The 14,228-nt window shown below is 43.1% G+C and carries 14 protein-coding genes and 1 tRNA gene; all 15 read right to left on the bottom strand.

The features are described 5' to 3' along the window. Positions 1–2 precede the first annotated feature (2 nt). The gene (locus tag G596_RS0109750; protein ID WP_330361224.1) at positions 3–1,262 is read right to left on the bottom strand and encodes an MBOAT family O-acyltransferase; all 1,260 of its coding nucleotides are present in this window, start codon (positions 1,260–1,262) and stop codon (positions 3–5) included. A gap of 164 nt (positions 1,263–1,426) precedes the next feature. Next, a complete protein-coding gene (locus tag G596_RS23755) occupies positions 1,427–1,951 on the bottom strand; it encodes a DUF4358 domain-containing protein (RefSeq protein ID WP_196805213.1) in 525 nt (174 codons plus the stop codon). Between the two features lie 10 nt (positions 1,952–1,961). Further along, entirely contained in the window at positions 1,962–3,116 is a 1,155-nt protein-coding gene (locus G596_RS23760; protein WP_022761662.1) for a GDSL-type esterase/lipase family protein, read from the bottom strand. A gap of 238 nt (positions 3,117–3,354) precedes the next feature. After that, a complete protein-coding gene (locus G596_RS24775; protein ID WP_022761663.1) occupies positions 3,355–3,516 on the bottom strand; it encodes a hypothetical protein in 162 nt (53 codons plus the stop codon). Between the two features lie 236 nt (positions 3,517–3,752). Beyond that, positions 3,753–5,282 carry a Na+/H+ antiporter NhaC family protein gene (locus tag G596_RS0109770; RefSeq protein ID WP_022761664.1) on the bottom strand — a complete coding sequence of 510 codons (1,530 nt, stop codon included), beginning with the start codon at positions 5,280–5,282 and terminating at the stop codon, positions 3,753–3,755. A 146-nt stretch (positions 5,283–5,428) separates the two neighbouring features. Next, a complete protein-coding gene (gene gdhA, locus G596_RS0109775; protein ID WP_022761665.1) occupies positions 5,429–6,763 on the bottom strand; it encodes an NADP-specific glutamate dehydrogenase in 1,335 nt (444 codons plus the stop codon). Positions 6,764–6,923: 160 nt separating this feature from the next. Next, on the bottom strand, positions 6,924–7,910 hold the full coding sequence (locus G596_RS0109780) for a Gfo/Idh/MocA family protein (protein WP_022761666.1): 987 nt from the start codon (positions 7,908–7,910) through the stop codon (positions 6,924–6,926). A gap of 110 nt (positions 7,911–8,020) precedes the next feature. After that, positions 8,021–9,478, bottom strand: coding sequence for an SH3 domain-containing protein (locus G596_RS0109785; RefSeq protein WP_196805214.1), 1,458 nt, complete (start codon positions 9,476–9,478; stop codon positions 8,021–8,023). A 45-nt stretch (positions 9,479–9,523) separates the two neighbouring features. Further along, positions 9,524–9,595: transfer RNA gene (locus tag G596_RS0109790), tRNA-Arg, on the bottom strand. 30 nt (positions 9,596–9,625) lie between these two features. Beyond that, positions 9,626–10,558: a DUF5688 family protein gene (locus tag G596_RS0109795; RefSeq protein ID WP_022761668.1), complete on the bottom strand. Its 933-nt coding sequence runs from the start codon at positions 10,556–10,558 to the stop codon at positions 9,626–9,628. A gap of 107 nt (positions 10,559–10,665) precedes the next feature. After that, positions 10,666–11,223 (bottom strand): elongation factor P, encoded by a 558-nt coding sequence (efp, locus tag G596_RS0109800; protein WP_022761669.1) that lies wholly within the window; start codon positions 11,221–11,223, stop codon positions 10,666–10,668. Positions 11,224–11,287: 64 nt separating this feature from the next. Then, positions 11,288–11,725, bottom strand: a complete 438-nt coding sequence (locus tag G596_RS0109805; RefSeq protein ID WP_022761670.1) for a type II 3-dehydroquinate dehydratase — start codon at positions 11,723–11,725, stop codon at positions 11,288–11,290. A gap of 11 nt (positions 11,726–11,736) precedes the next feature. Next, positions 11,737–13,125 (bottom strand): shikimate dehydrogenase, encoded by a 1,389-nt coding sequence (aroE, locus tag G596_RS0109810; protein ID WP_022761671.1) that lies wholly within the window; start codon positions 13,123–13,125, stop codon positions 11,737–11,739. Between the two features lie 20 nt (positions 13,126–13,145). Next, a complete protein-coding gene (locus G596_RS0109815) occupies positions 13,146–13,655 on the bottom strand; it encodes a YqeG family HAD IIIA-type phosphatase (RefSeq protein ID WP_026671277.1) in 510 nt (169 codons plus the stop codon). A 73-nt stretch (positions 13,656–13,728) separates the two neighbouring features. After that, complete coding sequence (locus G596_RS0109820) at positions 13,729–14,145, bottom strand: hypothetical protein (protein WP_022761673.1); 417 nt, start codon at positions 14,143–14,145, stop codon at positions 13,729–13,731. Positions 14,146–14,228 lie beyond the last annotated feature (83 nt).

The raw sequence follows: 14,228 nt of genomic DNA on the forward strand, positions 1-14,228 counted from the left end.
AATTAAAAACGGAAGTACAGGAACGGATTATAGGTATCCTTCACAAGGCTGGATATTGCAAGAATAAACAAACCTGCCATAAGTACAGTACCAACGGTTTTCACCACATTCACCGCAGTGGTTCCCGCTCCCTCCACTTTTTTCACAAAAGCGGGATACACAGGAAATGAAAGCACTATTGCCGCAAGTAAAACCGGCAGATAATTTCCGGTGTACCACCAGAACTCTGTTCCGAACAGCGGATTGCCTGGGATGCCTATAAGCTTAACGAAATAGGTTCCCATCTCAGACAGATTATCAAAGGTGAAAATTCCGAAGCCGAATATAACTATAATAATTGCATACAAATGCTGCAGCGCCATAGGAAGCTTCTTAAGCCATTTTCCCCAGATGAATTTCTCCAGTGTAAGAAGTGTTCCGTGATACAATCCCCAGAGGACGAAGTTCCAGGAAGCTCCGTGCCATAATCCTGTCAAAAACCATACCACAAAGATATTCCGAAAATGCTTGACCATGCCTACTCGATTTCCACCAAGAGGAATATACACATAATCTCTGAACCAGGTTGAAAGTGACACATGCCAGCGGCGCCAAAAGTCCGTAACTGAAACTGAGCTAAGCGGATAGATAAAGTTCTCAGGGAAGTGGAATCCCAGCATCTGTCCAAGACCTATAGCCATATCACTGTATGCACTAAAGTCGTAATAAAGCTGAAGTGTAAAGCACAAAAGTCCAAGCCATGCCGTAACTATAGAAATGCCGTCAGCCACACGAATAGTATCCCAAAGAGCTCCGATCTGATTGGCGATCAAAACCTTTCGAAGAAGTCCCAGAATAAAACGCTTCATACCGGATACGAAACCGGACTCTGATATTTCCCTACTGTGAATCTCCTGCTGAACTGTTGAAAAACGCACAATAGGACCGGCAATAAGCTGCGGAAACATCGAAACATAGGTAAGATAGTCCAGATAGTTTTTTTCAGCCTTAATACGGCCCTTATATACATCAATTGAGTAGCTTACAGTCTGGAAGGTATAAAAGCTTATACCCACTGGAAGAGCCACACCCGGGAGCTTTACATCATACGGTGTCAGCGCATTCCAGATGCCAACGGAAAAATCAGCATATTTGAAATATCCAAGCAGTGAGAAATTAATAAGAAGCGCTATCACAAGGCATACACGCTTTTTCACTAGAGAAGAAGCAAATCTCTCCTGAAGTCGTCCGTCCGTATAATCAACAAATGAAGAAAACAGCATCAGAAGAATATAGATTGGTTCTCCCCAGGCATAAAAAAGCAGACTAAAAATGAGCAGGACGAAATTCTTCGCCCTGCCGGGAATTACATAATATAAAATCAAAAATGCCGGTAAAAAAAAGAATAAAAATGTAAGACTACTAAATACCATAAAACGCTACTTTCTTATTTACCCATGAGACCATTTTTAATGATTTCCTCGATGCCATCGGCGTCGGAAGAAATAACAAGGTATAATGCATTGCCCTGTTTCTTGATGCTTGCAGCCTTAATGATGTCTGCCTGATCCGGAAGATAGTCGAGCATCTCAGGTGAAGAAAGCTGCTCAAGGACAGCTCCAAGCTTCTCCTCAACTGTAGAAACGTTTGCCTCATCTGCAACATTTAATATGATAACGCGGTCTGCATGAACCTCATCAGCCTCAGCAAAAACGTAATCTGAAAGCATTGATGCATCAATTCCGTAGTAGTTCATAAGCCAGTCATCATCAGCTTCATACATATCGGGAAGTGTATAAGCTCCCTTGATCTTCTCATAGATCTCTGATGCCTTAAGAGGTGTTGCAGCTACCTCCTGTCCTGCCTCGGTACCGGCGCCTGAAGCATCTGTACCTTTGCCGCCGCATCCTGTAATGCAAAGCATTGCTGTGAGTGCTGCCACTCCTATAACTTTAAGATAATTTTTTTTCATAACATCCTCCTTATTGCTGCGCAGTATCATCCACCGGTGTCTCCTGAAGCCCAAGCCTCTCAGCTGCATATCTTACAAGCATCTGTGTCCAGACATTATATGCGGACTTACTCTCATGCAGGAATCCATCACTGCAATACTCAGGTAACAGATTGCCCTGTCCGTCAGAAAGAACTGTCGCCATGTCAATATAGCCCCAACCATTCTGATTTGCAAGTTCATGCACCGCCTGATTGAAGGCTGCGATATTCGTATTGTTCAGCTTCCCTTTGCCCAAATCCTTAAGCGTATAGGTTGCGCTGATAATGTTAATCTCCATATCGGGAGATAATTCCCTGATCTTATCAACGAGCTGGGGATAAAGAGCCACAGACTCATCAATATCATAGCTGACATCATTTATTCCAAAAAACAGGAAAGCCTTCTTCGCTCCCATCATCTGCATTGATTCCCAGATTGGATGCTGCGCTCCCTGATATAACGGATGTACACTTTTCTCACTTACAGGCCAGAACGCGTTATGAAGTGAAAGCGATCCTGCTGCAAGAAACTGCAGCTGTGTAAGCATCGGATCAGAGCTCCTGGCCGAATAATTCCTAAATCCCAGAAGAACCGAATCTCCCGCAAATACCGTATTTTCATAGAACTGACGGATCTGTTCCATCTGCTCATCAGAATAATGCATATTCTGAAGCGTCTGAAGATCATAGGATGCAGTAAATCCGCTTCCTAAAGTATTCTCAGCAGTAGTATCATCTGCAGGAGCAACATCTACAGAAACATCATCTGAAGAGCCCTCAGAAGCCACTTCATCACCGCCCTCACTCGCGGCATTACCTTCCTGCTCTGTCTCTTCCCCGCTAACAGCCTCACCGGCATCATCGGTGATCTGCTCGTCTGCACTGATTTCTTCAGTGCTCTCGTTCGTTTCCTCTGTATCCTGAGAAGAAACCTCTTCCGCTTCTACGACCACCTGAGTGGAAACCTCTTCCGCGGGGCTGTCAGATTCCTCTGCAGCGGCGCTCTTCTCACTATCTATCTTCTGAAAAATAGATGTGTTCTCTGCGGTATCGCCTTCATCAGGCTGACTTTTTGCTCCGCAGGCACATAAACTCACAGAAACTCCGACCACAGCCAGAAGTCCAGCTAATTTCCCAAATTTCACCTTTATAAAAATCCTCTCTTGAAAAACATCATCTTTGGCAGAATATCTGCCTTATGCAGCATAATTTAATGTGGTTATAATCAAAACCTGTCGCCACACATACATTACATTTTATCAAAAATACGCCGACAGTAACAGTTATTTTTTCAGTAAAATCAAAAATAAAAACCGGCCGAATTATGAAATCCGACCGGTGTACTTCTTCTATATTCATCTGCTTACAAATCTGCCCTAAAACTCAGCCTCTTTGTAAGCTCTGCAATAACTCAATTGCTGTTTTCCCCTCTGTCTGTCCTGCCGCAGCAGGAGTATTGTACTTTCCGAGAAGTTTAGTCCTCATTTCTTCCGGGTGATTGTACAGCTGATCCATGATTCGGTCAAACGCTTTTTTCCATTCCATACTTTTCTCCTTGCTAATCCGAAGGTCCCCACCATCAGATTCTGAATACCTGTCTGCCTTTTTCTGCGTTCTGAAAAAACATTTGCAGAACTTTCTCCCCCCAGATAAAGACTTCTGTGTTTCAGATGCAAGGTTAATATTAAAGTATTGGCCGTCTCCAATCAAGGAACAAAAACTTAAGAAATTCTTAAAATTTTATTTCTTAAATTTCACGAATTATTGAAACGAAATATCATTTATTCTTTTGTAACAGCGTGTATTCCAAATACAGTAAAAATCATGAGTCCAACACCAACTATCAGGCATACTATCCAGTTACGTACAAATCCTGCAATTATATATGCAACGCAGGATACTATTGCTGCTGTTATCGCGTAGGGCAGCTGCGTTGAAACGTGATTTATATGTTTACATTCAGCACCTGCACTCGCCATGATCGTCGTATCGGAAATCGGTGAGCAGTGATCTCCGCAAACAGCTCCTGCCATGCAGGCTGAAATCGAGATGATCATAAGCTCATTGCCCATATCAGATCCGAAGACCTTAGCAACTATCGGAATAAGGATACCAAAGGTTCCCCATGATGTTCCGGTCGCAAATGCAAGAAATGCTCCAATTATGAAAACAATTGCAGGGAGCAAACTCATAAGAGCATCCTTGTCTGCGATATTGGCCACAAGACCTCCAACATACTCAGCAGCTCCAAGGGAGTCTGTCATTGACTTAAGTGTCCATGCAAAGGTCAGAATCATAATAGCGGGCACCATACTCTTAAAACCTTCAGGTATAGCATTCATGCACTCTGTAAAGCTGAGTACCTTTGTAGCAACCATAAAGATAATCGTAATAACAAGGGCTACCACCGAACCATATACAAGACCTACAGAAGCATCTGATCCTGCAAAAGCATCAACAAAGTTTGTACCTTCAAAAAATCCACCGGTATAGATCATTCCGATAACACAGCACACAATCAATGTAATGATGGGAAGTACCAGATGAATAACCCGGCCATTCACGGACACAGGCGGAGTAGGCTGATCTTCCGCACCTGTCATACTGGAGTGTCTTTTATTCTTCTCGCTGTCCTTATCAGCGCCACCGCCTACTCTGAGTTCAGCCTTTTTCATGGGACCGAATTCTATTTTTCCAAAAGTAAGAGTAAGCATCATTACTATTGTCAAAAGTGCATAGAAGTTATACGGAATAGCTCTTACAAAAAGTGTAAGTCCGTTAGCACCATCAACGAAGCCAGTTACAGCGGCTGCCCAGGAAGAAATAGGTGCAATAATACACACGGGAGCTGCAGTTGCATCAATTAGATATGCCAGCTTTTCCCTTGATATCTTGTGCTTATCTGTAAGCGGTCTCATAACAGAACCAACTGTAAGGCAGTTGAAATAGTCATCGATGAAAATCAGACAGCCAAGTGCTATTGTCGCCAGCTGCGCGCCTGTCTTGGTTTTCACATGGGTAGTTGCCCATTTTCCAAAAGCTGCAGATCCGCCTGCTCTGTTCATAAGCATTACCATGCTTCCGAGAACTACAAGGAATATCAGAATACCGACATTCCACCCATCGGAGAGCTGTCCGATCATTCCATCCACAAAAACATGCTGCATTGTAGCAGTAAAACTGAAATTGGTGTAGAGAAGACCACCCACGAGAATTCCTACGAATAGCGACGAATAAACTTCCTTGGTGATCAGCGCCAGAGCTATCGCGATAATAGCCGGCAAAAGAGCCCAAAAACTGTTAACAAACATTTTTACTCCCCTCCTCCTTAAATTTTCACTTTTTTCATATATAATGCGAATACCGCAGCAGAACTATCTGGTGCGGTATTCGATGTTTCTTTATTTGATTATACTATATCGCTTTAATGTATAAAAGCTACAATATCATTCTTTTATTAAACGATACCCTGAGCCTTCATAGCCTCTGCAACCTTAAGGAAGCCTGCGATGTTAGCACCTGCAACGTAGTTGCCTTCCTGACCATACTTCTTAGCAGCATCGTCAATGTTGTGATAGATGTCAACCATGATTCTCTTAAGCTTTGCATCTACCTCTTCGAAGGTCCAGCTAAGTCTCTCGGAGTTCTGGCTCATCTCAAGAGCTGATGTAGCAACACCACCTGCGTTTGCAGCCTTACCGCCTACGAACATAACCTTGTTCTGCTGTAAGTACTCTGTAGCCTCGATAGTTGTAGGCATGTTAGCACCTTCGCAAACAGCGATACAGCCGTTAGCAACAAGCTGCTTAGCATCCTCAAGAAGAAGCTCGTTCTGTGTTGCGCAAGGAAGAGCAACATCACACTTGATGCTCCATACGCCTCTGCCCTCATGATATTCAGCAGACTTTCTTGCTGCAGCATAATCTGTAAGGCGTGCTCTCTTAACTTCCTTAACCTCTTTAAGAAGCTCAACATCGATTCCCTCGGGATCATAGATCCAGCCTGTGGAATCAGAACATGTAACAACCTTAGCACCGAGCTGCTGTGCCTTCTCGATAGCGTAGATAGCAACGTTACCTGCACCTGAAACAACTACTGTCTTACCCTTGATATCAGAGCCGTTGCACTTAAGAAGTTCCTCTGTAAGATAAAGAAGGCCATAACCTGTAGCCTGTGTACGAGCAAGTGATCCGCCGTATGTAAGGCCCTTACCTGTAAGAACGCCTTCGTATGTATCACGGATTCTCTTGTACTGACCATACATGAATCCAATCTCACGTCCGCCTACACCGATATCACCTGCAGGAACGTCTGTATCAGCACCGATGTGTCTGAAAAGCTCTGTCATGAAGCTCTGGCAGAATGCCATGATCTCTCTGTCTGACTTACCCTTGGGATCGAAGTCGGAACCACCCTTACCGCCGCCGATCGGAAGGCCTGTAAGTGAATTCTTGAAGATCTGCTCAAAGCCAAGGAACTTGATGATACCAAGATTTACTGAAGGATGGAAACGAAGTCCTCCCTTGTAAGGTCCGATTGCTGAATTAAACTGAATACGGAATCCGTTATTAACCTGAACCTGTCCCTTATCATCAACCCACGGAACTCTGAAAAGAATCTGTCTCTCGGGAGTACAAAGTCTCTCAAGGAGAGCATCCTTTCTGTACTCATCCTCATGAGCATCGATAACTACTCTGAGTGAATCAAGTACTTCCTTTACAGCCTGATGGAATTCCGGCTGTGCGGGGTTTTTCTCAACAACATAATTGTAGACTTCATCAACGTAAGACATTTTTTTGCTCCTCCTAAAAAATTAAAATTGTGTACAAAAAAAGAGCGTAAAGATTTATAGGTCTTTACGCTCCCTTGCGTAGACACCACTGTCTGACAAGTATTATTCCACAGAGATTAAAAATCGTCAAGCACTTTATTGCTTTAAACCGATAAAAATATTATTGCGGGAACTTCACACCTGTCTGGTCCCTAATAAAATCCATCATATTCATTATCTTAAGAGTAAGCGCATGAGGCATCTGCGGGCACTCCTTCCAGCCTTCGGAAAGCGCCTTAAACGCTGCCTCAATTTCATATTCATAGCCGGTTATCTGCTTCTCTTTCTTATAATGCGCAATTGTCTCCCCGGCATTGTTATATACAACAATCTCTGAAAAGTTGTTAATATCCTGTACTTCAATATGTCCGTTTGCACCGTATATTATTCCCTTACATGGACCAAAGGATGTTGCCGAGCAGGTAACAACCGCCATCTGCCCGCTGCGATATTTGAGTGACACGGTATCCTGGATATCAACTCCCGTATCACCAAGCACAGCCTGGCTCTTTATATCAGTTATATCTTCCCCCAGAATCATTGAAGCAAAAGTAAGTCCGTATACACCAAGATCAAGAAGAGCTCCTCCTCCGAGTGAAGGATCCTGGATTCTTTGTTTCCACGCTATGTTATAGCTAAGGTCAGCCATTACCATCGAGATTTCCCCGATGACGTTACTTGCAATAACTTCCTTAAGCTTTCCCGCAAGAGGAAGGAATCTTGTCCACATAGCTTCCGTAAGAAGAACATCCTTCTTTGCCGCAAGGTCAAATAGTTCCTTAGCCTGCTCTTCATTTAATGTAAATGCCTTCTCGCAAAGAACATTCTTACCGTTCTCAAGTGCCAGCTTAACATTCTCATAATGCGCAGAATGCGGAGTTGCCACATATATCAGATCAATTTTGGGATCCTGACAAAGCTCTTCATACGAGCCGTAAAAATGTTTAATCTTAAATTCCTTGGCAAAACTCTCGGCCTTCTCCTTGGTTCTCGATGCTACGGCATAGCATGTAACGCCTCTCATTCCTGAAAGTGTCTTTGCCATAATTCTGGCAATCTCGCCTGTTCCAAGTATTCCAACTTTTTTCTTATCAAATATCATTCCCATTTCCCTCGCCCGGCACTTCGTGCCAACTGCTCCTCATCGGAGATAACCTTCTGTTAAAAAAACGCGCAGCACTGTCAGTGCTACGCGCCAATGTTAATTATACCATATCCTTATTCTTTTTTAAGGAATTCAGATTTTACATAACCGCTCTTGCCGTTATATTCAACCTTAGCCCAGCCGTTCGCATACTGTTCCTTAACATCAACAAAGTCTCCGGCATAGATGGTTGTTACGATATCAGTATCTGTTCCCTGTCCCTTACGGAGTTTAACAGCCTCTGATACCTGCATCTTACCCTTATCATAGACGCTGACTGATGCGCTTTCTGTCTGCTCTTCCTTCTTTTCCTCAGTCTTTTCCTCAGTCTTTTCTTCTGTCTGTTCTTCCTTCTTTTCCTCAGTCTGAGTCTCGGTATTCTCTTCGGTCTGGGTATCTGCAGCTGCCTGATCCTCAGTTACTTCCTCGAAGTACTCGGTCTTTACATAAGCTGTTCCGCCGTTATACTCAATCTTACTCCAGCCATTTGCAAGTGCTTCGAGCTGTGTGAACTCCTGTCCCTTTTCTGTTTTGCCAATCTTATCGGCTGTCTCGGAATCAGAGCTTCTGATATTGATTACATCTGTTGCTTTGATCTTCTTAACCACCTGCTGCTGTTCCTCAGCGGGCTGCTCCTGCTCAGCCGGGGCAGCTTCAGCTCCTTCGGTAGCTTCTCCGGCCTCAGTACCTTCAGCAGTTTCGCCTTCAGGATTCTCTGCCGCAGCTTCAGCCCCCTCAGGATTCTCCTGGTTTGCAGCTTCAAGCATTGATGTATCTCCGGACTCAATAGCTGCAAGTGCCTCTCCTACAGATACCTGGATGCTGGCACTCATATCGGAAAGGAAAGTAGCAAGCGCCTCATTGGAAGCAATAATCTTATTGTAATCATCAGCAACAGTATTGTTGAGATCAACAACATCAGCCTGAAGAGAAATGTTGCTGATATACTCAGTAACCTTATCATCGACTACATCACCATTGATGTAGAGCTTACCGTTTTCATCGGTACAAACAAACATAGTCTGCATTCCGGGAAGTGCTGTGTCATAGCCGTCAAATAAAACCTCAGTGTACACGTAAGCAACATAGCTTCCGTCAACAGGACCGGGTTTGGTATAAACATCTACGGTAGGAATTCCGGTGATATACTTCGATACCTCCTTGAGTCTAAGCTCCTCTGTTGATTCAAGTCCCGTATAAACCGACTTGATCGTCTCCATATCTCCTGCTGCATAAGCGTTAAAGTATGTGCTCATCAGCGCATTAACATCCTCATGAGCATTCTTCTCAAGATCTACCTCCGGAACAATATAGCTTCCATTCTCATCGATTGTAACCTGCGCGTCCTCTGCCTCTGTCGGCACAACTCTGTTATTGGCCTTAAGTGCTATAACAATTGTAATAATTACCGCAACTACAAGCACCAGTGGCATCACAAGCTTCTTATTGTCAGAGATAAATTCCCAGAAATTACGCTTATCCATAGCAGCGAAAGGATTCTCCGGCTTACTACTCTTTTTGTTAAAATTCATACCTTTAAAATTCATAAAACTCTATATCCTTTCTGTGACAAAAGATGCACCCGACAGGAATCGAACCTGCATTAAAGGCGTCGGAGGCCTCCGTTCTATCCATTAGACTACGGGTGCAAAATTGTTACAGATTTATTACGTACCCGACTATAATACCATAGTATCTCTGACCTGTTCAACCTTTTTTATATTATTTTCGTGCGTCCTGTCGTAGTAATAGAGGCTGTCCGACAGCACATCTTCCGGCAAAACGCATGTTGCGTTTACAGTTTTTATCATATCTTCAAGTGTTCCGGGCTCATCCTGTGAAAATAGTTCCTTAACAAAGATCACCTCGTGTACTGATGATGGAAGAATATAATAATTCGATCCAAAGTGCTCAGCCACTTCCTTAAGAAGCTCCGGATAAAGGATTACCGATGCTCCGTTTGTTAATTTTTCGTTACTTGCTACCAGCAACCCCTCAAAATAAGAGTCATATCCAAATACATCACCGGGACAGCAGTTCTGTCCTCCCTGCTTTTCCAAATAATCATATATAGGTACAATCTCAGCAGGATATAATCTTGGGGTGTTATCCAAAGCAGCCTCAAAGAGATCCTCTTCCGTAGCATCCCAGATTTTCATAATCTCGTTATTTACAGCAACGCTTCCCTCAATCCCCATTGCAGAGAGCGAAACAAAATAGGTTACCGCAAGATCCTCCATGAGCCTGTGCGGAATTTCCTTAAGCTTTTCCTCATTTCTCTTTGAACTGATGAGTCTGAAACAAATCTTGTCACAGACAAGGTCGAAGTCCGAAAAGAATGAAAAATCAACTTTTTCGCCCACAAGATGCTGGTCGATCACCCTTATTATATCATTAAAAACGCTCCCGAAAGACTTTCCCTTCAGGAACTCCTCATAAAAATCATCAAGATATACCGTAGGTCCGCAGTTCCCACCAACAAGAGTTACACAAATTCCCATTTTCTTTAGTCCGTTATTTTTGTCCACCTCATGCATGGAAACCTTTCCTTTTCCCTCATAATACTCTGCTGCCTTGTCTCTTACCTCATTAAAAAAATTGATTTTATTCATTATTTCTCCTTTTTTTACCTAAACACGCAAAAAGGCAATGAAAGATATCATTTTTTCTTTCATTGCCTTACAAGTCTATAAATACAATTTTTTCAGATGAACGGTAATTATACTCTGGAGAGGTATTCTCCTGATCTTGTGTCGATCTTGATTACATCGCCTTCGTTAACGAAAAGCGGAACCTGAACAACAGCACCTGTCTCAACAGTAGCAGGCTTTGTAGCACCTGTAGCTGTATCACCCTTGAAGCCGGGCTCTGTCTCAGTAATAGCGAGCTCTACGAAAAGCGGAGGCTCAATAGCAAATACGTTGCCGTTGTATGAGTTAACCTGAACGGTCTCATTCTCCTTAACATATTTCATTGAATCGCCTACCTGATCCTTTGTAAGAGAGATCTGCTCATAGGATTCGTTATCCATGAAGTTGAAAAGATCGCCATCAGCATAAAGATACTGCATATCCTTACGATCGATACGTGCTGCAGGGAACTTCTCTGTAGGACGGAAGGTTGTCTCCTTAACACCGCCGTTGATAATATCCTTAAGCTTTGTTCTTACAAATGCTGCGCCCTTACCGGGTTTTACATGCTGGAATTCTATAATCTGACATACATTGCCATCGATCTCGATGGTCATACCGTTTCTGAAATCACTTGCAGAAATCATAAAAATCCTCCTAATTAATACAAATCAAACAACTAGATTATATTATACTAATGTTATATTTTTTTCAACAACTTTTTTTCATGCAGTAATCAATTGCCTCCAGATATCCCTGAAGTCCGTGTCCGTATATCTGTTTATCGCAGGCGGGTGCGGTGACGGAATTCGCCCTGAAGTCCTCTCTCTCCTTTATATTGGAGATGTGCACTTCCACCTTGATGATATTTTCAAGGCTTTTTAGAGCATCATGTATCGCATAACTGTAATGAGTATATGCTCCGGGGTTTATGACAATTCCCTCTGTGCCGTCAAAATATGCTTCCTGCAGCTTATCGATAATCGCTCCTTCGTGATTCGACTGCCATACTTCAACGTCCGCTCCGCATGAAGATGCCTTATCCTCTATCATTTTAACAAGATAATCGTAATCCTCATTGCCGTATACCGCTTTCTCTCTTATGCCAAGAAAATTAAGATTGGGTCCGTTTATAACTAGTAGCTTCATTTTCGTAATCCTCAAATCAGTCTCTCTATTATCTCATTTGCAACCTGCAAAGCATCTATCGCATCCGTATCGATCTCGATGTCACTTGCATCCTCATAAACCGCTCTTCTCTCATTCTGCAGATCTTTAATTTTTTGTAAAACATCATCGGACTTAAGAAGTGGTCTGGTTCTGTCATCCTTGATCCTGTCATAGACAGTCTCGGGTTTTGCTTTTAGAAAAATGACCTTGCCTATCTTTTTAAGGAACTCTCTGTTTACTTCTTTAAGCGGAAGTCCGCCTCCAACCGAAAGAATAAAACGCTTTTTTTCGCTTTCGAGGAGCTGCTTTATATACTCTGTCTCCATATCCCTGAAAGCACCTTCACCCTGATGCTCAAAAATCGAACTGATCGTGGTTCTCTGCTGATGTTCAATCTCCGAATCGGAATCAAGCAGCTCATATCCAAGCATTGTTGACAGCATCTTGGCGACTGTGCTTTTTCCGCTTCCCATAAAACCGGTGAGCACAATATTCTGCCCATCCATAAGTTCCCCGAGAAGTCTCCCGTATACTGTCTCACTCTGGTTTCGTGTGATCTTTATGCCGTTCCACATTTCATAGGCGTCTATTCCCTGATACAAAAGCATCCTGAGTCCAGATATGCTCTTTGCTCCCGCCTTCTTGCAATTCTGCAAAAACTGTGTATTAAGCGGTCTGTAAACTGCATCAAATCCGGTGCTCAGCTTTTCATAGAAAGAAGGATCCTCTATTACCGCCTTATCCGATTCAGGAAAAAGTCCCACCTGAGTCATCTGCATGCAAATGTACTTTTTGTCCGAAGGAAGCTCATTATATGCCGAAAGCTCCATCGGAATTGCAATATCTTTTCCGGCGTATCCATTGACATCAGCGCACAGATCAGCCGCCCTCTCAAAGGTTCTGTTTAGAATATAGACCTCTGCAGCGCCTTCATTCACACACATAAATGCCGCCGGTCTTGCAACTCCTCCGGCTCCCAGGATAATAACCGACTGCCCAGAAAGGCTTACATTTTCTTCCTTCAAAGATCTAAGAAGCCCTGTATAGTCCGTGTTATATCCCTTAAAACCGGTGTTATCCTCAGTTCTGACGAGAGTATTTACAGCACCTATTTTCTCTGCAACAGGATCAATCTCCTTAAGAAAAGGAATAACTGCACTCTTATGCGGAATCGTAACATTAAGCCCCAGAACATCAAGAGCCAATGCCCCCTTTACCGCCGCCTCAACATTTTCACCCTTCACCTCAAAGGGCACGTATACCATATCCGTATCCGTAAGCTCATTCAATGTATTATGAATAGCGGGCGACAACGTATGATGAACGGGATTACCTATAAGTCCGCAGACTCTGGTGGTACCCTTTATGTCTTTTCCCATATCAGCCTCCAAGTGGTACTCTATTTTTCCATGCGCTTTACATGCTTTTTGTAAAAGAAGAGAACGATTGCTTCAAACCACCTTTTAATAACGATCTGAATCTCTTCCTTCTTATCTATCTGCTTTACAAGAATCGTGTGCATTCCCGCTCTGTTTGCTCCCCAGACATCAGTAAAAATCTGATCACCCACAAACAAAGTATTATCCGGACCGGTTCCCATCTTCTCCATAGCCTTAAAATAGCCTGAAAGGAAGGGCTTGTTTGCCTTGTATATATATCCCGATTCCACAGCATCAGCAAAAGGGCTTACTCTGGGCTCTTTATTATTTGATAGCAGCATTGTCTGATATCCCAACTCATGAAGCTTATCAAAAAGCTCTACAGCGCGCTCATCAGCCGGCGCTCCGTGCGGAACAAGGGTATTATCTATATCGAAAATAACCCCTCTGTAGCCCTCATCATATAATCTGTCAAATGGAATTAAATAGGTTGATTCCGAGATCTCGCTCGGATAAAGTAAGTGTCTCATAGAGAAAACTATAACATAAAAAAAGGACAGGAAAAACACTTTCCTATCCCTTTATTTTCATTAAATTACCAAATCACTTGCGAACGACAAGTCCGTCCTCATCATTCATCACTACATTGCCATCGCCGGCAGTTTCTTTTCTTCTTATAGCTCCGCTTCCCACAAAATACTGATATTCATGAAGAATTGAATCCTTCTGCATATCCGAAACGGCCTTGCGCATAACGCTCGACTGAATTCCTCCGAGATTGGAAAGTCCCACAAGTGAACTGTCTCTATTCCCCAAAGACACTCTGACATCACTTATATTTGAGTTTCTGCGGGGAGTTTTTACAACCTCCTCAGAAACAGACTTTTCAGTATTATCGCTTTCCTTAACATTGCTCTGGGGTGTAGACTCCGGTCTTACCTGCGAACTCTTATCCGGTGAAGCGATGGCGTCCTGATATATTTCGCGTATATATGAGTTATCAAGCCCATCAATCCTCATACGCCCCTCCTTTCTTCATACATCGTTATAATACACGAACTTGTGGCGTTTTTCAATCATTTCACATCATCTTGTATTATATC

The organism is Butyrivibrio sp. AD3002, assembly GCF_000420905.1.
Lineage (GTDB): Bacteria > Bacillota > Clostridia > Lachnospirales > Lachnospiraceae > Butyrivibrio.